Raw genomic sequence first — 22588 nt, 5'->3', positions numbered from 1 at the left:
ACATCGAACGCGAAGACGCGAATGGCGCTGCTTTTGTAACCGCTGTCGCAAGCACGGGTAGAGCGTAGCATGGGATTAGATTTCACACCGAAAACGTACGACGAAATACCTGCGGACAAGCGGCCGTCGCTGGGCGAAGCGCTCGTTCCGATCGCGGCGATGTTGCTGTTCCTCTCGATCGGAATGATCTGGCTCGAGATGGACCCCCAGATGCCGCTGCTGTGGGGGATCGCCTTCGCGGGGCTGTTCGGCCGGTACTACTTCGGCTACGAGTGGGACCGACTCTACGACGGGATCGGACGCAGCATCCTGATGGGGCTGCAGGCCATCCTCATCCTGTTCGTCATCTACATGCTGATCGCGTCCTGGATCGACTCCGGGACGATCCCGTCGCTGATGTACTACGGGCTGGAGTTCCTCTCGCCGGGGATCTTCCTTCCCTTCACCATCGTCATCTCGGCGGTCGTCGCCTTCGCGATCGGCTCCTCGTGGACGACGGCCGGGACGCTCGGCGTCGCGATGATCGGCATCGGCTCCGGGCTGGGCATTCCGGAGCCGATGACCGCCGGCGCTGTCCTCTCGGGGGCCTACACCGGCGACAAGAACTCGCCGCTCTCGGACACCACGAACCTCGCCGCCGCGGTGACGAACACGGACCTGATGGACCACATCCGGGCGATGCGCCCCGGTACCGCGATCTCCTTCGCGATCTCGCTGCTCCTGTTCGTCCTCCTGGGACTCAGAGCGAGCGGGGCGATCCCGGTCGACCGCGTCGCCGAGATTCAGGCCGGCCTCTCGAGTAGCTACGCGATCTCGCCGCTCACGTTCCTGCCGCTCGCGCTCACGTTCGCGCTCGCGTTCTACGGCTTCCCGGCGCTGCCGTCGCTCGGCGCCGGCATCTTCGCCGGCGTCGGGATCACCACCGTCGTCCAGGGGAAGGGATTCGCCGCCGCCTGGAGCACCGTCCACTACGGGACCGAACCCGAGACGGGCGTCGAGCTCACGAACGAACTGCTCGCGGTCGACGGCCTCTCGGGGTCGATCTGGGTCGTCTCCATCGTCGTCGCGGCGCTGGCGCTGGGCGGCATCCTGCAGGAGACCGGCGTCCTGGCGGCGATCGCCTACCACATCGGACGAGCCATCAGCAGCGTCGCCGGGCTGACGGCCGGGACGGCAGTCGGAACCGTCGCGATGAACTTCTTCTCGGCGGAGCAGTACATGGCGATCGTCGTCCCCGGGATGACGCTGCAGAATCTGTACGACGAGTACGACCTCGAGAGTCGGAACCTCTCGCGGGCGGTCGAAGCCGCCGGGACGACGACCTCGGCGTTCGTCCCGTGGGGCTCCGGCGGGGTCTACATGGCCTCGGCGCTCGGCGTGCCCGTGATCGAGTACGCCCCGTACTACTTCTTCGGGATCCTCTCGCCGCTGGTCCTGATCGCGATGGGCGCGACCGGCTGGGGGATCTTCTACAAGGACGCGGCCGACCCCGAGCGGGACGCTCCGGTGGAAGCCGCGTCGCCGGTCGCCGAAGACTAAGGCGGCGGGACGGCATGCGTCTCGCGTCGGCGGTCTCGTGCCGGCGCGGACTTTTCCCCTCGCGCGACGTACTGCGTCCATGATCGACCAGCGCGAGCGAGAACGACGGCGATCGGAGGGGCAGCGATGACGACCTACGACGTCACCCTCGAGTGGCCGGGCGGCCGAACCGAAACGATCGACGCGCCCGAGCAGGAGTCGGTCCTCGAGGCGGCCCAGCGGGCCGGCGTCCGGTTGCCGTACGACTGCCGGAAGGGGACCTGCATCACCTGCGTCGGTCGGTTGCTCGAGGTCGGGGGCGACGGAGAAAGCGACGAGACGGACGCCGACTCCGAACCGAACGGCGCGGACCGCACCCCCGATCCCGCCGACGCCTTCGCGTACCGGCGGTCGCCGGCGGCGCTCACCGACGGCGAGCAGGACGACGGCTACGTCCTGCTGTGTATCGCACAGCCCCGAACCGACTGTCGCCTCGAGGTCGGCCCGCAGATCCGCGCGGGCGTCGGCGACAGCCCCTGGGCGTAGCGGCCGACCGTCCGTCCCGGCGGCCCCCGCACAGACTTATCTACTCGTTCGTGGTGGGAACTACTATGAGTGACGCTAGCACACCAAGCGACGCGGAGCCGGAACCGGAGCACGACCACGAGCACCACCACGACCACGAGGGGCCCGGCTACGCGACGCCGCAGGCCGCCATCGAGGAGGGCGAGCGGGAGAAACTCGCCTACGTGATGAGCCTCTACGTCGGAACGGACGTCGACGCGCCGGACTTCGTGGCCGTCGTCGACCTCGATCCCGATTCGGACACGTACTGCGAGATCGTCGACCGGATCGAACTGCCGAACCGCGGCGACGAACTCCACCACTTCGGGTGGAACGCCTGCTCGTCGTCGTGTCACATGGAGGGCCTCGAGCGCCGGCACCTGATCGTGCCCGGCCAGCGATCCTCGCGGATTCACGTGATCGACGCGAAAGACCGGCGCAACCCGGAACTCGAGACGGTCATCGAACCCGAGGAGGTCTTCGAGTACGACCTCTCGGCGCCCCACACGGTCCACTGCATTCCGGACGGCGAGATCCTCATTAGCATGCTCGGGGACGCCGACGGCGACCTCCCCGGCGGCTTCCTCGAGTTGAACGACGACTTCGAGATCGAGGGGCGGTGGGAGCCGCCGGGCGAGATCGAGATGAACTACGACTACTGGTACCAGCCCCGCCAGAACGTGATGGTCTCGAGCGAGTGGGCTGCCCCGAAGACCTACTATCCGGGCTTCGACCTCGAGGACGTCGAGGAGGGCAACTACGGCCACCAACTCCACTTCTGGGACTGGGAGGACGGCACCGTCGAGCAGACGATCGACCTCGGCGAGGAGGGGCTGATCCCGCTCGAAGTCCGATTCCTCCACACGCCCGAATCGACCCACGGGTTCGTCGGGGCCGCGCTGTCGTCGAACATCTTCCACTTCTGGCGCGACCAGAGTGGCGAGTACCGCGCCGAGAAGGTCATCGACTTCGAGGACCGCGAGCACCCCGACTGGGACATGCCGGTGCCCGCCCTGCCGACGGACATCCTGATCTCAATGGACGACCGCTACCTGTTCGGCTCGAACTGGCTCCACGGCGACGTCTGGATGTACGACATCTCCGATCCGGCGAACCCGCGACGGGCCGACTCGCTGTCGGTCGGCGGCACCTTCGGCGACGTGCAGGAGGTGCAGGGGCGGGAACTGTCTGCGGGGCCGCAGATGATCCAGCTTTCGCTGGACGGCGAACGGCTCTACTGGACGACCTCGCTGTTCTCCTCGTGGGACGAGCAGTTCTACCCCGAGGAGGGCGAGCGCGGCTCGGTGATGCTGAAAGCCGACGTCGACCCCCGGAAAGGGACGATGGAACTCGACGAGGACTTCCTCGTCGACTGGGGCGAGTGTCCCGACGGGCCGGCCCGCGCCCACGAGATCCGGTGGCCCGACGGCGACTGCACGAGCGACGTCTGGCAGTGAGAAGAGGGATGGCGAGGCGCCACGCGGTGACCCTCGAGTGGCCCGACGCCGACCGCGAGCGGCGGACGATCGCGGTCTCCGAGGACGAGACGGTCCTCGAGGCCGCCGAGCGCGCCGGCGTCGCCCTGCCCTTCGGCTGTCGGACCGGCGCCTGCGGCACCTGTACAGGACGGTTGCTGTCGGTCGGCGAATCAGACGGATCGGATGGAAGCGACGACGCGACAGCCTCGAGCGACAGCGACGCCCTCGACGTCGCGGACGCCTTCGCGTATCGGCGGCCGCCGCGCGCGCTGAAAGGGCGCCACCGCGCGGCGGGCTACGTCCTGCTGTGTATCGCCGCGCCGCGGGCCGACTGTCGGGTCGCGGTCGGCTCGAGCGTCCACACCGAACTGGTGGAGAATCCCTGGAAGTAATGGTACCGACCGATCGAGAGCAGTGCGACGACGTCTCTCGTTACCGAGGCGGCGTCACGCGACGGGCAGCGTAAAGGAGAACGTCGACCCCTCGCCGGGTTCGCTGTCAACCCAGATCTCGCCGCCGTGGCGCTCGACGATGCGTTCGCACAGCGCCAGTCCGATCCCGGTCCCGTCGTACTCCTCGCGGCTGTGGAGCCGATCGAAGACCGTGAAGACGCGATCCTGATTCTCCGGCGCGATGCCGATCCCCTCGTCGCGAACCGAGAGCACCCACTCGGCGCCGCGCCGTTCGGCGCCGACGTGAATCTGCGGCGGCTCGTCGCCGCTGTAGGTGATCGCGTTCGACAGCAGATTCTGGAAGACCTGCCGCAACTGGCTGGCGTCGCCCTCGACGCGGGGCAACTGCTCCGCCACGATCTCGGCGTCGGTCTCCTCGATGCGGAACTGGAGGTCCTCGAGGACGTCCTCGAGGATCGCGTTCAGGTCGATCGGTTCGAACGGTTCGCCCTGCGTTTCGACCCGCGAGTACTCGAGGAGGCCGTCGATCATCTCGCGCATGCGCTCGGCGCCGTCGACCGCGAAGTCGAGGAACTCCCGCCCGTCGGCGTCGAGTTCGTCCTCGTATCGCGACTCGAGCAGTTGGAGGTAGCTGGTGACCATCCGCAGGGGCTCCTGGAGGTCGTGAGAGGCCGCGTACGCGAACTGCTCTAACCGTTCGTTCGACTCCTCGAGTTTTCGCTGGTATTCCCGGCGTTCGGTGACGTCCTCCACCACGAGCATGCCGGCGTCCACGCCGTCGGCGGCGGTTCCGACGGGCAGCGTGTGCGCGAACAGGTGGCGGCCGCGATAGTCGATCTCGAACGAGTTCGCCTCGCCCTCCAGGGCGGCGCGGAAGTACGGTTCGATCTCCTCGACGAGGTCGTCCGGGTGGAGCTCCGGGATGCGTTTCCCGATCCGATCCTCGGGATCGATGTCGAGGGTCTCCATGAGCTGTCCGCCGACGGCGGTGTACCGCAGGTCGCGGTCGAACAGCCCGACCGATCCGTTCGGGAAGTTCTCGACGAGCGTCCGGTAGCGGCGCTCGCTCTCCTCGAGTTTGCGCTGGTTCTCCCGCCGGTCGGTGATGTCGGAGATGGTGACGACGCCGCGGACGATGTCGCCGGCGGCGTCTCGAATCGGCATCCCCTCCACCCTGATGACGCGGCGTTCGCCGTCGTTGGCCTCGATCTCGAACACGTCCGGATCTCGGACCTCCTCGCCCTCGAGCACGCGGGCCAGCGTCCACTCGTCGGGGGCGACCGGCTCGCCCGAGTCCGCCCACACCGCCGGGTACCGATCGTACTCCGCGACGGATGCAGCCTCGAACAGGCGTCCGCCCCAGATCGCTTTCGCCGTCTCGTTGACCTCGATGATCCCACCGTCCGCGTCGGCGACGATGACGCCGACCGGAAGCACTTCGAACAGCGTCTCGAGTTGGTCCGTATACCGCTCGAGTTCGAGTTCCGCCCGTTTGCGCTCCGTGATGTCCGTGACCGCGCCGGGGAATCTGACCGGCCTGCCGTCCGCATCGCACTCGGCGCGACCGCGAGCGACGACCCAGCGAATCTCGCCGTCGGCGTTCTCGACGCGGAACTCGGCCTCGGCCTCGCCGCCGGTTTCGATGGCCCGCTCGATCTCGGCCTCGACCCGGTCGCGATCGGCCTCGTGGATCGAGTCGAGATAGCGGTCGAGCGACACGCCCTCCCGCGCCGCCGCCGGATCGATCCCGAACGTGCGGGCGAACGTAGCGTCGGTGGTAACCGTATCGGACTCGATGTCCCACTCGTAGGTACCGACGGCACCGGCCTCGGTCGCGGCCTCGAGTTGCGACTTGGCGTCCTCGAGGTAGCGCTCGCGTTCCTTGCGCTCGGTGATGTCCTGCACCATCGTCATGCCGGCGAAGACGTCGCCGCGTTCGTCGGTAATGGGGACCGCCCAGAGGTTCCACTCCCGACCCGCGTACTCGAGTTCGATCGAGCGCTCCTCGCCGTTCAGTGCGGCCTCGAACGCCGGTCGGAGCGCGTCGGCGGTCTCGTCGTCCCAGACGTCGCTGAAGTGGTTCCCCTCGAGGTCGTCGGGATCGACCGGAATGTCGTCGAACGCCTGCCCGGCCGCGAGTTCGTACCGGAGATCGTGATCGAACAGCGTGACGATGCCGTTCGGGAAGTACTCCGTGAGCGTCCGGTAGCGCTGCTCGGACCGCTCGAGCGCTCGCTGGGTTTTGACCTGTTCGGTGATGTCCTGAGACATGCCCAGCGCGGCGAAGACCTCCCCCTCGTCGTCTCGAACCGGCACGAAGTGGAATTTGTATATTTCGTCGCCGACTGCGCTCTCGAACTCCGATATTTCGCCGTCGAGGGCGGCCTCGTATCCGGGGACGACGATGTCTTCCAGCTCTCGCGGCAGCGCGTCTCGAAGCGGCTTCCCCTCGAGGTCCGCGCGGGTGACGTCCGCGTCCCCCTCCGGGGTACCGCCGAAGGTGACGTACCGGAGGTTCTCGTCGACGAGCGCGACGGCGCCGTTCGGGAAGTGCTCGATGAACGTCCGGTAGCGCCGCTGGAACTCCTCGAGCATCCGTTCGCGCTCCTTGCGCTCGGTGACGTCCCGGAAGTAGACCGACAGGCCGGTCTCCGAGGGGTACGCGCGCACCTCGAACCAGGCGTCGAGGGGCTCGGGGTAGTACTCCTCGAACGAGACGGGCTCTTGCTCGTACATCGCGCGCTCGTACTCGGGTTTGAACCGTCGCTCGATCGCGTCGGGGAACGCCTCCCAGATGTTCGCACCGATCAGCGTCCGTCCGTCGGGGGCGATCAACTCGCGAGCGTGCTCGTTGAGGTACGTGAACCGCCACTCCTCGTCGAGCGCGAAAACGGCGTCCGAAATGCGACCGTAAATCTCCTCGAGGTCGGTCCCCTCCGTCGACGAAGCCGGCTCCATTCTACCGTAATCAGATGGGCGACGGATAAAACCCCTCCGCCGATCGTGCGACAGCGGCTCACGGGTCGACTCGGGCGGTAGACGGGAGCGGACCCGAATCGACGGACGACGGACTCGACCGGACCGTCCCGGCCCCCATTCAGTACTGTTAACCGAAACGAGCGGCTATCCCCCGACGATCAATGTCCGTCGCCGACGAGGACGCCGACAACCCGTACCTCCGGGATCCGCCGACCGACTTCGCGCCGCTCGAGGACCTCTCGGCGGACGAGGCCCGCGAGCAGGTCGGACTGCTCCGGGAGGCGATCCGCGAGCACGACCGCCGCTACTACGTCGAGAACGACCCGATCATCGCCGACCGGACCTACGACGCGCTCTTTACCCGGCTGCAGGCCCTCGAGGACGAGTTCGACCTCTCCCACCCCGACAGCCCCACCCGCAGCGTCGGCGGCGAGCCGATCGAGGAGTTCGACACCGTCGAGCACGTCGCGCCGATGCTCTCGATCGACAATAGCGGCGACGCCGACGACGTCCGGGAGTTCGACGACCGCGTCCAGCGGGAAGTCGGCACGGTCGACTACGTCTGCGAGCCCAAGTTCGACGGCGTCTCGATGGAGTTCGTTTACGAGGACGGCCGCTTGGAGCGGGCGGTCACCCGCGGCGACGGCCGCGAGGGCGACGACGTCACCCGCAACGCCCGCACCATCGGTTCGGTCCCGCAGAAACTCCACGGCGACCATCCCGACTTCCTCGCGGTCCGCGGCGAGGTCTACATGCCGAAAGACGCCTTCCAGGCGTACAACCGCGAGCGCATCGAGCGCGGCGAAGACCCGTTCGCCAACCCGCGCAACGCCACTGCGGGGACGATCCGCCAGCTCGATCCGTCGGTCGTCGCCGACCGGCCGCTCGAGGTGTTCTTCTTCGACGTGCTCGAGGCCTCGGACTTAGAGGACAGCCACCGCGACGAACTCGAGCGGTTCCCCGACTGGGGCCTGCGGGTCAACGAACGGGTCGAAGTGGTCGAGGACATCGACCAGGCCATCGACTACCGCGACCGCATGCTCGAGATTCGGGACGACCTGAACTACGAGATCGACGGCGTCGTCATCAAGGTCGACGACCGCGACGCCCGCGAGGAACTCGGGCGGACGGCCCGTCACGACCGCTACGCCTACGCCTACAAGTTCCCCGCCCGCGCGGAGGTGACGCCGATCGCCGACGTCGCGGTCCAGATCGGCCGCACCGGTCGCGTGACCCCCGTCGCCCTGCTCGAGCCGGTCGACGTCGGCGGCGTCACGGTCTCGCGGGCGAGCCTGCACAATCCCGAGGAGATCGAGGCCAAGAACGTCAACGTCGGCGACACCGTCCGGGTGCAGCGCGCGGGCGACGTGATCCCTTACGTCGAGGAGGTCGTCGAGAAGGACAGCGAGGGCCACTACGAACTGCCCGATCGCTGCCCCGTCTGCGGCAGCGCCATCGAGCGCGACGGGCCGATCGCCTACTGCACCGGCGGACTGGCCTGCGACGCTCAGCTCCGGCGCTCGATCCAGTACTACGCGAGCGACGACGGCCTCGACATCGAGGGGCTGGGCGAGAAGAGCGTCCGCCAGCTGGTCGAGGCCGGCCTCCTCGAGTCGGTCGCGGACCTCTACGAACTCGAGCGCGATGAACTGACTGATCTCGAGGGCTGGGGCGAGACGAGCGCCGAGAACCTCATCCGAGAGATCGAAGACAGCCGCGAGCCGCCGCTGCCGGACTTCCTCTCCGCGCTGGGCATCCCCCACGTCGGGCCGACTACGGCCCGAGAACTCGCCCGCGAGTTCGGCACCTTCGAAACGTTCCGCGAGGCGGCCGTCAACGACCCCGAGCGCCTCGAGGACGTTCCGGACGTCGGCGAGACCGTCGCCGACCAGATCCACGAGTTCTTCACCAGCGAGGCCAACGCGGAGGCCGTCGACGCCATCCTCAAGCACGTCTCCCCGCAGGAAACGGACGTCGAGACGGGCGACGAACTCGAGGGGCTCACCTTCGTCTTCACGGGCTCGCTCGAGGGCGTCACCCGCGACGAAGCGCAGGAAGCGGTGGAAGCACACGGCGCAAACGCCACGAGCAGCGTCTCCGGCAACACGGACTACCTCGTCGTCGGCGAGAATCCGGGGCAGACGAAGCGAGACGACGCCGAGGCCAACGACGTGCCGATAATCGACGAGGACGCGTTCCGCGCGTTGCTAGCGGAGAACGGCGTCGACCTCGAGTGAGCGACCGGCGGGATCGCGGCGCCGGCTCACAGTCGTCGGCTGACGACCACGGCCACGGCGATCGCCGCGGCGACGACGCCGATGACGGTGGGGACGAGCCGGCCGTCGCCCCACTCCCAGCCCAGGAACTGCGTGCCGACGATCGCGACGATCGCGACGGCCAGTCCGATCGCGGTGACGAGCGGCGAACCGCTTCGATTGAGGGCACTTGCCATGTGTGAAACGTCCACGTCCGACCGGATAAGTGCAGATCGGGATTTCACGCTCAGAAACAGCAGGGAGACAGCCGCTCGGCGATCGTCGCAAGCGCATCCCGGCCCTGTACCTCGCCCTCCCGTTCGGGGAGCGTGACGACCTCGACACCGGGAAACGTCTCCCGGATCTCGCGAACTCGCTTCTCGTGGCGCTCGTGTCGAGACTGACACCGCGAACACCCCTCCTCGGGATCCTCGAAGACACGGTTCACGACGAGCCGGTCGACCGCCACGTCGGCCTCGCGGAGCCGCTCGACCAGCCGCTCGGACTCGGCGATAGCCATCCGCTCGGGCAGCAGGACGACGCGAAACTCGGTTCGGTCGGGGTCGGTCAGGATATCGCGAGCGCGCTCGAGGCGGGCGCGAAACGCCTCGAGGTCGTCCTCGTCGTCGCGACCGGACAGCATCGACATCGGCCCGAACATCGCCGTCCGGGCTGCGTTCCCGATCCGGCGGGCCTGTCCGCGCAGCGATTGGGTCGTCTCGAGGGCGAGTCCCATCACCTCGGGCATGTCGAACAGCCGCAGCGTGTGGCCGGTCGGCGCGGTGTCGAAGACGACGACGTCCCACTCGCCAGACTCGACGTACTCGACGAGCAGGTCCAGCGCGGCGATTTCGTCGCTCCCCGCGGGCGCGCCGCCGGCGAAGAGCCGCTCGATTTCGGCGTCCGAGAGGCGAATGCCGGCGCTGCGGAGGTCGGCGGCGAGCGCCTGCGCAAGGGCCTCGTAGCGGTCTTTTTGTGTATCTGGGTCGATCTCGACGGCCCACAGACCGCCGGCGTCGCGATCGGCTCCGGAATCGTCGTTCACGGCGCCCTCGAGGTCGGCGTCCGGAATCTCGGTCGGCGTCGGACCGAGGTCGATCTCGAGCGAGTCCGAAAGGGAGTGGGCCGGGTCGGTCGAGACGACGAGCGTCTCCCGCCCCGCGCCGGCGAGCCGAATCCCGGTGGCGGCCGCGCAGGTCGTCTTGCCCACGCCGCCTTTTCCGCCGTAGAGGATGCAGTCGGTCGGCATCGACCGCAGCTACCAGCGGCCGGTACCTAAACGCGCTGTCAGGCAGGGATGAGAGTATCGCGAGCCGAAACGCAGGCGACGTTAGAGGTCGACCCGATCGAACCGGTACAGCGCGATCGCGATCGGCACGACGATCCAGCACAGCAGGATGATAAAGGAGAACCAGTTCTCGAGGTAGAACGGGATGCCGTTCGAGAAGTAGTAATCGGGATAAGCGGTTCCTAATTCGCCGCTACCGGCCGAACTGAGGACGGTGATCGCGTTCTGGAATGCGGTCCCCGGATCGATCGTGTCGATGAACAGCGCCCAGTCGGGCAGCCGTTCCATCGTCACCTCCTGGGTCCCGTTCTGGGTCGGGATCTCCCGCGTGTAGGGGACGCCAGCGATCGTCCCGCGCCGCATCAGCAGTCGCAGCGCGCTCTGGAGGGCGTTCCAGACTACGTAGAACAGGAGGAAGACGCCGAACATCGCCGCGCCGGCGATCGTCGTCGACCGCGTCACCGACGAGAGCGAGACGGCGACGCTCGTGTAGGCGATCCCGTAGACGATCGCCATCGCGAGCAAGCTCGCGTAGTCGACGACGTCGAACCCGCCCAGCAGCGCCGCGACGACGACCGCGGCCAGCGCGAAGCCGATCGTCAGCGAGATCGAAAGCACGGCCGACCGACCCAGCAGTTTGCCCAGCAGGACGTCCTTGCGAGAGTGGGGCAGGGAGAGCAAGATCTTGATGCTGCCCGTCTCGCGCTCGCCGGCGATCGACTTCCAGCCCAGTATCAGCGCGATCAGCGGGATGATCAGCCGCGTGATCTGGCTGACGAACAGCACGAGCGCGTCGGTCGTCGCGCCGGCCTGTGCGATGTCCTCGCCGAAGTACGAAAGCGCGCCCGTGACGGCGACCAGCAGCGTGAAGAAGAAGACGCTGAGGCCCCAGAACATCCACGAGCGGATCGAGTCCCGGAAGTCCTTCTTGGCGACCGCGAGGACGCTCTCGAGGGTGATCGAACTCGAGGGGGCGCCGGACGACGGCGTCGTGGCTCGGGCGTCGGTGTCCGTCCCGGCGCCGGTATCGGCGCTCATCGCGCCTCCACCTCCGTACCCGTCGTGTACGACCGGAAGACATCCTCGAGCGAGGCCTCCCGCGTCGAGAAGTCCCGCACCTCGATGCCGCGGTCCTCGAGTTCGCCGAGGACGGCGGTCTTCGAGCCGTCGGCCTGAACCGAGACGGTGATCGTCGGGGGATCGTCCCCTTCAACTACGACGTTCGAAACGTCCGGCAGCGCGCGCACCGCCTGCAGGGCGTCGTCGTCGATCCGGTCGACCGTGACCCGGAGCGTGGTGCCGCCGCCGATCGAGTCGCGCAGCCCCTCGACGGAGTCGACGGCGACCATCTCGCCGTCCCGGAGGATGCCGACGCGGTCGCAGACGACCTCGACCTGCTCCATGATGTGGCTCGAGAAGAAGACGGTGGCGCCCCGCTCGTTCTCCTCGCGGACGATGTCGCGCATCTCGCGGGCGCCGTTGGGGTCGAGGCCGGTGGAGGGCTCGTCTAAGATCAGGAGGTCCGGCTCGCCCACGAGGGCCATCGCGAGCATGAGCCGCTGGGACATCCCCTTCGAGTAGCCGCCGGCCTTCTTGTCGATCGCGTCGGCGAGGCCGACCCGCTCGAGGAGGGCTTCGGGGTCGTCGTCGGCGCCCTTGGACTCGATGGCGAACGCGAGGTGCTGGCGGGCCGTCAGGCGGTCGTAGGTCTCGACGCCCTCGGGGAGGACGCCGGTCCGCGCACGGATCTCGCGGCTGTTTGCCTGGGCGTCCATGCCCAGCACCTCGACCCGCCCGGCGGTCGGTCGGATGAAATCGAGGAGGACGTTGATCGTCGTCGACTTGCCGGCGCCGTTGGGACCGAGGAAGCCGAACACCTCGCCCTCCCGGACCTCGAAGGAGAGGTCCTCGAGCGCGAGGGTGTCTCCCTGCCCGTAGGACTTGGTCAGGGAATCGACTGTGATAGCGGGCATGGCTGAGTAGTCAGGCCGTTTGCCGAAAAGGGTTGCCACTTGCAGCGGATAATATTCCGACCCAAAGGGGGCGAAAAAACCGCCGAATCGGATTCGCGCCGTCGTTTCCCGGTCAGATCGGATCGTCCGGATCGTACTGGTCGGCGGTCCGCTCGGCCTCCCTCGCGTAGCGCTCGCGGGTCGCCTCGTCGGTCACCGGCTCGAGTTCCGACTCCGGAATCTCCGTCGCAGCGGTGATCTGCGACCCGGTTCGCAGCGACGTCGTGGACCGCTCCCACTGTTGGTAGCGGGATCCGTCGCGGGTCGCGTAGACGATCGTGACGAAGTTGCGGTCGCCGAACTCGCGCTCGACGAGCCAGCACCGAACCGTTTCGTCCGTCGCTCCCGTCTCGTCTCCGTCGTCCGTCGACGCCGCTGCGTCGCCGTCCGTCGCGTCCGTCGAATCGGTCATGCACGCCCGTTCGGCCCCCGTCCTCGAGAATGTACCGCGTTCGCGGCGCCGTATCGCGACCCGTCCACCGCCCGTCGGTACTTCGCGCGCCGCGAATCGGCCCGGACGTACTTGGGTCTCGGCCGCGCAGACGGAACCGACGAACGTACCGATGGCCTGGACCTGGAGCGACCACGTCGATCAGTTGCTGTACAACGGCGAACGCCAGCAGCGCCGCCTCGAGTTCGCAGACGCGATCGTCGTCGTCACGACCCATCGGGTGCTCGTGTTCGCCGGGGACGACGGCGGCGTCGCCTCGCCGTCGGCGGAGTCGGAGCTGGGCGCCGCGTACCGCGCCATCGACCGGCCGAACGTCCGCGGCGTGGCCGTCGAAACCGGCGGGTCGACGCGCTACCTGCTTCGGGCCCTCGGGCCGGGACTCCTCGGCGGCGGCCTGGTCGCGGTCGGAATCCTCCTCGACGCGACCGGGCTCGTTCCCGAACTCAGCGGTGCCAGCGGCGCAGACGGACCGGGCGGCGCGACCGGCGTCGCGAGCGGCGTGTTCGACGCCGTCGAAACCGTCCTCTCGGCCGTCGAACTCGCGACGCTCCTGCTCGGCGCGCTCGCGCTCGCCGCCGCCGGCTGCTACCTCGCGCTGTACCTCCGCTCGCGCTCGCGGCGGATCGTCCTCCGGATCAGCGGCGGCGAGGACGTCCAGCTGCCGATCACCGACGCCGACATCGAGGCCGGCATCGCGAGCGAACTCGAGTCGGCGCTCCGGCCGGGGGACGAGGCGGACGACGTCGATCCGATCACCGTCCCCTCGGCGGAGATCGACGAGGAGGCGGGCGGCCGCGGCGTCGACGGCCCCGCGGATCTCGAGCCGGGGCGACGGAACGGCGGCCTCGAATCGGGCGACCCCGATGAGTCAGGCTGAAACGCACCGACGACCTAGGGCCGCCGATGAACGCCGAGGGGGTTCGCGACCGCGCGCGATCGCTGCCGCGAGAGCCCGGAGTCTACCAGTTTCGGGAGGGCGAGACGACGCTGTACGTCGGGAAGGCCGTCGACCTCCGGAGCCGGGTCGGCTCCTACGCCGACCCGCGCAGCGCCCGCATTCGGCGGATGGTCGAGCGCGCCGACGACATCGAGATCGCCGTCACCGACACCGAGACGCAGGCCCTGTTGCTCGAGGCGAACCTGATCAAGCGCCACCAGCCCCGGTACAACGTCCGGCTGAAGGACGACAAATCGTATCCGATGGTCCAGTTGACGGACCACGAAGCGCCGCAGATCGAAATTACGCGCGATCCCGACGAGTCCGCGACCGTCTTCGGTCCCTACACGAACAAGGGGCAGGTCGAAACGGTCGTGAAGGCGCTGCGGGAGACCTACGGCGTCCGCGGCTGCTCCGACCACAAGTACGCCAACCGCGACCGGCCCTGCCTCGACTACGAGATGGGGCTCTGTACCGCGCCCTGCACCCGCGAGATCGACCTCGAGAGCTACGCGGAGGACGTCACGGCCGTCGAACGGTTCCTCGAGGGCGAGACCGGCATCCTCGCGGACCCGCTGCGCCGGGAGATGGAGGCCGCCGCCGCAGACCAGAACTTCGAGCGCGCCGCCAATCTGCGGGATCGCCTCGAGACGGTGCGGGCGTTCCACGGCGAGGGCGGCGAGGCCGTCCAGTCGGTCGGCGACGAGCGCGCGGTCGACGTGCTCGGCGTGGCCATCGAGGGCGAGGACGCGACCGTCGCCCGCCTACGCGCCGAGGACGGAAAGCTGGTCGACCGGGAGCGACACACGCTCGAGGCGCCCGGTTCGGCGGGCGTCGACGGCCCCGAAGACGCCAGCGACGCTGCTGAGGGCGGCGTCCCCGCCGTCCTCGCGGCCTTCATCGTCCAGTACTACGCCGAGCGCCGGCTGCCCGACGCGCTCCTCCTCCCCGAGCGCCACGGCGACGAGGAGGTCGCGGCCTGGCTCGAGGCCGAGGGCGTCTCCGTGCGCGTCCCCGGCGCGGGACGGGAGGCGAAACTGGTCGACCTCGCGCTGAAGAACGCCCGCCGGAACGTCGGCCGCCGCGACGAGTGTGCCATGTTAGCCGACGCCCTCGAGATCGAGTCGGCCCGCCGCATCGAGGGGTTCGACGTGAGCCACGCCCAGGGGAAGTCAGCCGTCGGTAGCGACGTCACCTTCGTCGACGGCAGCGCCGAGAAGGCGGATTACCGCCGGAAGAAACTCACCGACCAGAACGACGACTACGACAACATGCGCGCCTTACTCGAGTGGCGCGCCCGGCGGGCCGTCGAGGATCGGGACGACCGGCCCGATCCCGACCTGCTGTTGATCGACGGCGGCGAGGGGCAACTCGAGGCCGCCCGCGACGCGCTCGCCGACGTCGGCTGGGACGTGCCGGCGGTCGCGCTGGCGAAGGCCGAGGAACGCGTCGTGACGCCCGACCGGGAGTTCTCGTGGCCCGACGACGCGCCCCACCTCCACCTCCTCCAGCGGGTCCGCGACGAGGCCCACCGCTTCGCGGTCCAGTACCACCAGACCGTCCGCGACGAGGTCAAGACCGTGCTGGACGACGTCGAGGGCGTCGGCCCCGAAACCCGCAAGCGGCTGCTGGGCCGCTTCGGCAGCGTCGAGAACGTCCGCGAGGCGAGCCTCGAGGACCTCCGGAGCGTCCCCGGAGTCGGCGAAAAGACGGCGGAGACGATCAAATCGCGACTCGAGGGGTAGTGACCGCGACGAGCGAGACGGTTCCCGAGAGTGTCACGACCGCGTGGCGGAAACCACTTAATTCGGATCGTTGGACGTAGGACCATGACAGACGTGTGGAGCCGACGACACCTTCTGGCGGTCGCCGGGACGGCCGCGGCCGCCGGCTGCCTGGACGCGATCGGATCCGACGCATCGACCGACGAAGCGGGTAATTCGACCGACGAGACCGACGGGGACGAGGGTAACGGCGACGAGTCGGAATCGACGATCGGCGACGGCGATAGCAGTGGCAACGAATCGGCCGACGGGAACGAGACCGACGGCGACGGTGAATCGTCCATCCACGGCAACTACGACTACGAAACGACCGAGGTCACGGTCGTCACGCCCGAGGGCGACGAACTCGGCGCCGTGACGGCGGCCATCGCCGATACGGACGAAACTCAGTATCTCGGCCTGAGCGACACCGAGGAACTCCCCGAGGACCGCGGCATGCTGTTCGTCTACGAGTCCGTCGCGGACCGCACCTTCGTCATGCGGGAGATGGACTTCGGCATCGACATCATCTACGCCGACGCGGACGGCACGATCACCAGCATCCATCACGCGCCCGCGCCCGAGCCGGGCGAGGACGGCGAGAGCGAGGAACACCAGTACCCCGGCCGCGGGCAGTACGTCCTCGAGGTCAACTACGAGTGGACCACCGAGCGCGACGTCAGCGAGGGCGATGTCCTCGAGTTCGACCTGGACGAGTGACGCGCCGGCCACCACATCGAAACGGTTGCGAGCGCAAGGACAGGGCTATCCGCGCGTCCGGCCCAACGTCACCGTATGTCAAACGACGACGACCTCGAGGACCTGCTCGACGAACTCGATAGCCAGGGCGACCTCGAGACGTCACAGCAGGTGTTGCGGCTCCGGACCGAGAGCCGACGGTACGACAAGCCGGTGACGATCGTCGAGGGGTTCGACCTCCCGAAGTCGGAGATCGAGGACGTCGCCTCGGACCTCAAGAGTTCGCTGGGAACCGGCGGGACGGTCACCGAGGACCACATCGAGTTGCAGGGGGACCACCGCGACCGCGTTCCCGACCTGCTTCGCGACCACGGGTTCGACGTCCAGGAGTAGCGCTCCGTCGAGCCGTTTCAGGAGGGGAACGTATCGGCCATCCGACGGGGTGTTAGCACTTTACCGGCCGCCGGCGTAGCGCGCCGTATGACAGCAGGAGCAATCGAGATCCGACTCGCGACGCTCGAGGACCGCGAACGGATTCGCGACGTGGCCCGCGACACCTGGCACGACACCTACGACGAACTCGACGCCGACACCATCGACGAAACGATCGACGAGTGGTACGGCGACGACGCGCTCGAGGCGGCGCTCTCGAAGGCCGGGACCGCGTTCCTCGTCGCCGAGCGGGAGGGGGAGATCGTCGGCTTCACGCACGGCGTCGTCACCGAAGACGAGGGCGACGTCCTCCGCATGGCCGTCCATCCGGACCACCAGGGCGAGGGGATCGGCACGGCGCTGCACGAACGGCTCTGCGAGGACCTGCAGGACTTCAACATGGAGCGGATGCGCGCGATCGACCTCGCGTCGAACGAGGGCGGCCGCGAGTTCTACGAAAGGCAAGGGTTCGAGCGGACCGGCGAAGGAGAGGTCGAGATCGGCGACGAGCAGCGCCGCGAAGTGGTCTACACGCTCGAGTTGTAGTTCCTCCGGAACTGCAGAGCCGACGGACGTAAGCGCGAATATTGCCCGAGATAAATGTAAGTGGAAAACAATATTATATCCCAACACGAACGGAGGGACATGACAGCAGGACAGCTGTTACGCTGGCCGATCGACGTCCTCGTTCGCCCCTCCGATTTCGTCCGCGTCGACCCGGAACAGGAACCCACGAATAGGATCGACGCGATCGTCGACGCCGTTCGGCTCGGGCTCGTGTACTTTGCGAACCTCCTCCTGTACACAGCGCCGCTCACGCTGGCCGGCTACGGCGTTCGAAGCGGCACGACTGCTCCCCGACCCGTCGCCGTCACCCTCGAGCCGATCGTCGGCAACCCCGATGCGATCTGGCAGTTCGGAACGGCGCTGTTCGCGAACGGCGTCTTCCTACTGCTCGCAACGGTGCTCACGCTCGTCACGTTCCACGCCGGTGCGGTTCTCGCCGGGAGCTCGAACGGGCTGGTCCAGTCGCTGCGCGCGGTGAGCTACTCCACCGGCATCTATCTGGCAGTGATGTTCTCGATCGTCGTCTCCGTGTCGACGGAGTCGGGATTCGAGACCGCAGAAGCCCTGCTGCTCTGGCTGCAGGCGTCGTTTATCCAGTTTTTCATCGACTTCGTCGGCGCGGATCTAGTCCCCCCGGTCGAAGCGAGTCGGCCGGAGCTGTCCGCGATCACGACCGTCGAACAGGCGCTCCTGACGGTCCTGTTGCTGGCCGGAGTGTACTTCCTGTACGTGCTCTACGCGGGTGCGCGAACGTCGCACGGCGCAACGCGACTGCAGGCCCTCTGTGCGACGGCGTTCGTTCTTGCCTCGCCCGCGCTGTACGTTCTCGGAGCGATTTACCTCACGATCGGCGTATGACGGACCACAGGCACGACGGCGATTCCGAGCGCAACGCGACAGACGCTGCCACCGACGACCGCGGCGATGATGCGGTGAACGGAACCGGCGTCACTGACGGTGCTGACAGCGGCACCGTTGAGACCGCTACCGACACAGAGACGGCCGGCAGCGAGCGGACGGCATCGCCGGTCGAACCGTCGACTGACTCGAGTGCGGCTGCGACCCCTGCTGACGAGTCCGCGGCTCGGGAGCGGACGGTTACGATGGCGTACGACGAAAGTTCGACGGCCGGGCAGTCGAACGCGACTGCGGGTCCGACCGGGACGATCCGCTACGAAACGACGCCGATGCTCCGACCCGTGTTGCTGTTGCTGGGTTCGGTACTGTTGTGCGGCACGGTCGCACTGGCAATCCCTACGTTTCGCCCGGGGCTGTTCGGCGATCCGGTGATCGCCGAGATCGTCCGGTACGCGATCGCCGTGCTCGTGACGGTGACGGTCGTTCGGTTTGCGGTCCAGCTCGTCGTGCTGTGGCGAACGCGGTACGAAATCCGCGACGACGCCCTGATCCGGCGGTACAACCTCGCGTACAAACGAACGGTCCGGAAGATTCCGGTCAGTAAGCTTCGCGGACACGAGTTTACCCAGAGCCGCTATCAGGCGTCCCTGGGCGTCGGCACGATTCGGCTGCTGACGGCCGGCACTAATCGCAGCCTCGGCTTCCTCGCCTTCGAACACCTCAGAGAGCCGGAGGTCGTTCAGGCGCACATTCAACGGCTTCTCGCCGAGCGGGACCGGCGCTCGAACGACGGCTAACCCGCGTCCTCAGCCGCCATACTCACTCACGTCGATCTCAAGGACGGATTCGCCGTCGTCGCGGGTCGGAACGGCGGCCGTGTCGATCGCATTCCGTTCGCCGACGCCGACGGTAACCGTCGTCGCCGTCTCGAGGAGCGAATATCCGTGCAGCTCGAGCGCTGTAGCGGCCTCGAGCACGGTCGATTCGGGGACGGCGACGACGGTTCGCTCGTCCTCGGTGCCGAGCCACCGCCCTCGCGTGCCGTCGAACGTTTCTAATCGCGCGTCGGTGATTCGCTCCGGTGGATAGGCGCCGCTGACGAACGTGAGCGGCGAGTCGGAACCGAGCTCGTACTCCTCGAGGACGGTGTCGCCGCGGCGGAGCCGCACGAGAAAGCAGGCATAGGCGAGATGCCTGGTGTCTGATGCGCTGGCAGCGTGCTCCGCGGGGACGAACGTCGCCTCCCAGTCGAGCGTGAGCGTGCGACCGGTGATGGCGAGGGTACCAGTCCACCGGTCGAGTCGCTCGCCGGTCTCGTCCTCGACGACAACGGCGAGGTCGCGATCCCCCGGTTCTGTCGGCGTGAACGTGGTCTCGACGGTTGTGTTCGAGTCGGCCTCGAGGGCGAGCGCCTTCCGTACGAGGGTTCGATCGTCGGCGGTGATCACGACTGTGACCTCGCGAGCGCTCGACCGCTCGGTCGCGGTTCCGATCTGCCACCGGAGAGGGACGTCATCGCGGACAGGCACCGATGTCGGCACGTCGATCGGGTCGATTTCCGGGTCGACGGGCGAGGGCGTTTCGGACGCGAATCGCATACAGCCGGCTGTTCCGGCGAGCAGGATGGGCGCCCCCATCACGAACCGACGTCTGTTCCAGACACCGCGACCGTCCATGGACACTAGTTACGTTACTAACACTATCTCTTATAACCGTTGACCGATCAGGGCCACGACCGGCCGTCGAGAGTCAACGCGATCTCACCGTCGACGTTGCTCGCCCGTCGACGACGTCGACGTTCGCTCGAGTAACGTTCTTTATTTCTATAATGAACGAGGTAGTAGATACCGAGGTCGAAATCGATGCTCCCCCCTGAACGGTTCCCAGTTTCAGTCCTCCTCGTACTCCTCACCGTCGTCGGCGCGGGAGTAGCCGGCCCCGTCCCAGTCGACGGTGTCACGACCGGTATCGAATCGCCTCCCGACAGCACTCCGAACGCAGCCGCGTCGGTGCAGGACGCGACGACGCGAGCGGCGGTACAGGGACCAGCGGTGACGCAGTTCGGACCGCAGGTGCAGTCCCCCACACCCGCGACTCCGAAACGGATTCCGACGGTCACTGCGTTCGGTACCGTCGAGAACGAATCGGGCGCCGAAAACGAATCGACGACCGGTACGCGAAACGAATCCTCGTCCAACTCGGGAAACGAGTCGTCGGCTGATAGCGGCAACGAATCGTCGTCCGGCGCAGAAAACCAAACGGCTACCGAGCCCGATGAAAACGAGACGGAAGCGAGTCCGACCGCAGCATTCGAGGCGCCGGAGACGGTCGACGCCGGAGAAACGATCTCGTTCAACGCCTCCGAGTCCGATTCGGGCGGCGACGACGAAATCGGCTTCTACATCTGGGAGATCGACGGCCCCGACGGGCAAGACGAGGTCATCACCCAAGAGCCGGTGATCGAGTATACCTTCGACGAACCCGGAACGACGGAGATCGTCCTCGAGGTGTTGACGGAGGCGAATCGCCGTGCGAAGACGACGGCGACGGTCGAGGTCGTCGATCGGTCGCCGACGGTCGTCGGTCGACTCGCCAGTACCGACGACGAGTGGGACGCACAGACGGTACAACTTCGCGAGGACGGTGAGGTAGTCGCGGAAAACGAAACGCGCGGCGACGGCTCGTTTACCCTCTCGCCCGACGAGCCCGGAACGTACGAGATCGTCGCCGTGGACCCGGATTTGATCGCGAATCGTACCGAAACTGACAGTGGGGGCTCCGTCGATCACGTCGACCTCCACGCCCTCGATACCGTTCGATTCGAGGAGAACGACGAAACCGTCGACGTCGGATCTATTCCCCTTCCCGATCCGCACGAACTCGAGACCGTCGTTGTCGGAAATCAGTCCGGAGCAGCGGTCGAAGGCGCCACGGTGACGTATACCCACAGGAGCAACGGTGCGACGGTCTCGTTCGAGACGACGACCGACGCGGATGGACGCCCGATTCCGGAATCGGATCGGCCGCTCACCGTCGCCGGCGATGTCGTTATCGAAGTCGAACCGCCCGACGACGGATTCGTCCCGCGAACGCAGATCGACACCGTGACTGTCGACGAGGCGACGAACCACACGGTGCGACTCCCCGAAGCGATCAACGCCACCCTCGATGTGACGCCGAACCCCGCACCGGTTGGTGAGAACGTGACGGTAACCGTCGCCGACTCGAACCGTCCGATCGAGTCGGTATCGTGGACGGTCGACGACCGGGAGCGAAACGACGCCGTCGTAGGACGGAAGCCGCGCTCGATCGAGATTCCGATTACCGAGCCGGAGAACGTCACCGCGAGCGCGCTGGTGCGCGGGACGGGCGGCACCGAAACGGTCATCGCCACGACGATCGCCGTTACCGAGCCAGAACGGTCGCTCGAGATCGAGCGGCCGGACCGGATCCGTACCCACGAGCCGTTCACCGTCACCGCGGTCCAGATCGTCGACGGCGATGCGAACCTGCCTCAACTCGAGACGTACGCGTGGGAACTCCGCGATGCCGACGTAACGATCGCGACGAAGCGGACGAACACGTCGACGGCCGAGTTCACGGTCGAGGAGCTAGGCGAATACACGCTCGCCCTCGAGGTTCGAGACGAGTTCGGGCTGACCGAAACGACGACGACGTCGATCGAAGCAGACGTGACACCCGCGTGGGCGACGAACCGGTCGTCGTACTTCGAGATCGACGACGTCGAGGCGCCCGCCGTAGTCGAGCCTGGCGGAACGGTGCCGGTCACCGTAACGACGACGAACACCGGCGAGGTACCCGATCTCGTCGACGTGACCGTCGATGACGACGCCGGTAGCGTCAAGCGAACGCGTCTCGAACTCGGCACCGGGGAGACCGAGTCGGTTACGCTCGAGCACGCCGCTCCGAACGCGACCGGTGAGTACAGACTTGTCGTGGCCACGGAGGACAACCGCGCGACGGTACCCTATACCGTCAGTCGCAATGCGAGCGGGGCAACGACAGCCGCGGGGTCGGAGCCTGCCACCTCGGACGAGTCGCGAGAGCTCGATCTGTTGCCGGTACCGTCGGTCGGGACAGACGTTCACGTCGGTGCAAAACCGGTAGGCATGACGGTACTTCACGACGCCGTCCTCACGAGCAGCGTTCTGGCGATTCTGCTCGGATTCGGGCTCGTCGGCTATGCAGTCTATGCGCGACCTGACCGAGAGCGGACCGACCGCTCTGATTCGCTACCCTCGGCCGACGTCTCGGACAACGAACCCGAGCCGGGCGAAGGGTAGCAGTGTAGCGACCGGTACTCGCCACATAATTAACGATGGTTGACAGACAGCGGTAGGTATTTACTGTGTG

General features: G+C 67.3%; 19 protein-coding genes and 1 pseudogene. 13 read left to right on the top strand and 7 right to left on the bottom strand.

The window, feature by feature from the left end:
* Nucleotides 1–69 precede the first annotated feature (69 nt).
* The 4 genes from arcD (at nt 70) to ACYQ26_RS03150 (ending at nt 3952) form a co-directional block, all read left to right on the top strand.
* Nucleotides 70–1539, top strand: coding sequence for an arginine/ornithine antiporter ArcD (gene arcD / locus ACYQ26_RS03165; protein WP_459806961.1), 1470 nt, complete (start codon nt 70–72; stop codon nt 1537–1539).
* 126 nt (nt 1540–1665) lie between these two features.
* Nucleotides 1666–2064 carry a 2Fe-2S iron-sulfur cluster-binding protein gene (locus ACYQ26_RS03160; RefSeq protein WP_459806959.1) on the top strand — a complete coding sequence of 133 codons (399 nt, stop codon included), beginning with the start codon at nt 1666–1668 and terminating at the stop codon, nt 2062–2064.
* Between the two features lie 65 nt (nt 2065–2129).
* Nucleotides 2130–3539 carry a selenium-binding protein SBP56-related protein gene (locus ACYQ26_RS03155; RefSeq protein ID WP_459806957.1) on the top strand — a complete coding sequence of 470 codons (1410 nt, stop codon included), beginning with the start codon at nt 2130–2132 and terminating at the stop codon, nt 3537–3539.
* Nucleotides 3540–3547: 8 nt separating this feature from the next.
* Entirely contained in the window at nt 3548–3952 is a 405-nt protein-coding gene (locus ACYQ26_RS03150) for a 2Fe-2S iron-sulfur cluster-binding protein (protein ID WP_459806956.1), read from the top strand.
* A gap of 54 nt (nt 3953–4006) precedes the next feature.
* Here the strand turns inward: ACYQ26_RS03150 and ACYQ26_RS03145 are convergent, their stop codons facing one another.
* Complete coding sequence (locus ACYQ26_RS03145) at nt 4007–6931, bottom strand: PAS domain-containing protein (RefSeq protein WP_459806954.1); 2925 nt, start codon at nt 6929–6931, stop codon at nt 4007–4009.
* Nucleotides 6932–7113: 182 nt separating this feature from the next.
* On the opposite strand from ACYQ26_RS03145, the gene ligA reads away from it, so the two are divergent.
* On the top strand, nt 7114–9189 hold the full coding sequence (gene ligA, locus ACYQ26_RS03140; RefSeq protein WP_459806952.1) for an NAD-dependent DNA ligase LigA: 2076 nt from the start codon (nt 7114–7116) through the stop codon (nt 9187–9189).
* A 26-nt stretch (nt 9190–9215) separates the two neighbouring features.
* Here the strand turns inward: ligA and ACYQ26_RS03135 are convergent, their stop codons facing one another.
* From ACYQ26_RS03135 to ACYQ26_RS03115, 5 genes and pseudogenes are all read right to left on the bottom strand, one after another.
* Nucleotides 9216–9404: a multidrug transporter gene (locus ACYQ26_RS03135; RefSeq protein ID WP_459806950.1), complete on the bottom strand. Its 189-nt coding sequence runs from the start codon at nt 9402–9404 to the stop codon at nt 9216–9218.
* 50 nt (nt 9405–9454) lie between these two features.
* On the bottom strand, nt 9455–10456 hold the full coding sequence (locus tag ACYQ26_RS03130; protein WP_459806948.1) for an ArsA family ATPase: 1002 nt from the start codon (nt 10454–10456) through the stop codon (nt 9455–9457).
* A gap of 81 nt (nt 10457–10537) precedes the next feature.
* Complete coding sequence (locus tag ACYQ26_RS03125) at nt 10538–11533, bottom strand: ABC transporter permease (RefSeq protein WP_459806945.1); 996 nt, start codon at nt 11531–11533, stop codon at nt 10538–10540.
* Nucleotides 11530–12468: an ABC transporter ATP-binding protein gene (locus ACYQ26_RS03120; RefSeq protein ID WP_459806942.1), complete on the bottom strand. Its 939-nt coding sequence runs from the start codon at nt 12466–12468 to the stop codon at nt 11530–11532. The genes ACYQ26_RS03125 and ACYQ26_RS03120 overlap by 4 nt, the downstream gene beginning before the upstream one ends.
* Nucleotides 12469–12580: 112 nt before the next feature.
* A pseudogene (locus ACYQ26_RS03115) lies at nt 12581–12847 on the bottom strand (DUF7967 family protein); the annotation flags it as partial.
* Between the two features lie 223 nt (nt 12848–13070).
* On the opposite strand from ACYQ26_RS03115, the gene ACYQ26_RS03110 reads away from it, so the two are divergent.
* The 7 genes from ACYQ26_RS03110 (at nt 13071) to ACYQ26_RS03080 (ending at nt 19011) form a co-directional block, all read left to right on the top strand.
* Entirely contained in the window at nt 13071–13835 is a 765-nt protein-coding gene (locus tag ACYQ26_RS03110; RefSeq protein ID WP_459806940.1) for a hypothetical protein, read from the top strand.
* A gap of 26 nt (nt 13836–13861) precedes the next feature.
* Nucleotides 13862–15640: an excinuclease ABC subunit C gene (locus ACYQ26_RS03105; protein WP_459806938.1), complete on the top strand. Its 1779-nt coding sequence runs from the start codon at nt 13862–13864 to the stop codon at nt 15638–15640.
* A gap of 84 nt (nt 15641–15724) precedes the next feature.
* A complete protein-coding gene (locus tag ACYQ26_RS03100; RefSeq protein WP_459806936.1) occupies nt 15725–16378 on the top strand; it encodes a DUF192 domain-containing protein in 654 nt (217 codons plus the stop codon).
* Nucleotides 16379–16453: 75 nt separating this feature from the next.
* Nucleotides 16454–16750 (top strand): SUI1 family translation initiation factor, encoded by a 297-nt coding sequence (locus ACYQ26_RS03095; protein WP_459806934.1) that lies wholly within the window; start codon nt 16454–16456, stop codon nt 16748–16750.
* A gap of 102 nt (nt 16751–16852) precedes the next feature.
* Nucleotides 16853–17335 (top strand): GNAT family N-acetyltransferase, encoded by a 483-nt coding sequence (locus ACYQ26_RS03090; protein ID WP_459807756.1) that lies wholly within the window; start codon nt 16853–16855, stop codon nt 17333–17335.
* A gap of 99 nt (nt 17336–17434) precedes the next feature.
* On the top strand, nt 17435–18214 hold the full coding sequence (locus tag ACYQ26_RS03085) for a hypothetical protein (RefSeq protein ID WP_459806932.1): 780 nt from the start codon (nt 17435–17437) through the stop codon (nt 18212–18214).
* Nucleotides 18211–19011, top strand: a complete 801-nt coding sequence (locus tag ACYQ26_RS03080) for a PH domain-containing protein (protein ID WP_459806930.1) — start codon at nt 18211–18213, stop codon at nt 19009–19011. Before ACYQ26_RS03085 ends, ACYQ26_RS03080 begins: the two co-directional genes overlap by 4 nt.
* Before the next feature lie 9 nt (nt 19012–19020).
* Here ACYQ26_RS03080 and ACYQ26_RS03075 read toward each other — a convergent pair whose 3' ends face one another.
* Nucleotides 19021–19896 carry a hypothetical protein gene (locus tag ACYQ26_RS03075; protein WP_459806927.1) on the bottom strand — a complete coding sequence of 292 codons (876 nt, stop codon included), beginning with the start codon at nt 19894–19896 and terminating at the stop codon, nt 19021–19023.
* A gap of 369 nt (nt 19897–20265) precedes the next feature.
* On the opposite strand from ACYQ26_RS03075, the gene ACYQ26_RS03070 reads away from it, so the two are divergent.
* On the top strand, nt 20266–22518 hold the full coding sequence (locus tag ACYQ26_RS03070) for a PKD domain-containing protein (protein WP_459806925.1): 2253 nt from the start codon (nt 20266–20268) through the stop codon (nt 22516–22518).
* Nucleotides 22519–22588 lie beyond the last annotated feature (70 nt).

Source organism: Halopiger thermotolerans, assembly GCF_054654555.1.
Note: the sequence above shows the minus strand (reverse complement) of the source record. Positions and strands in the feature narration are given on the sequence as shown.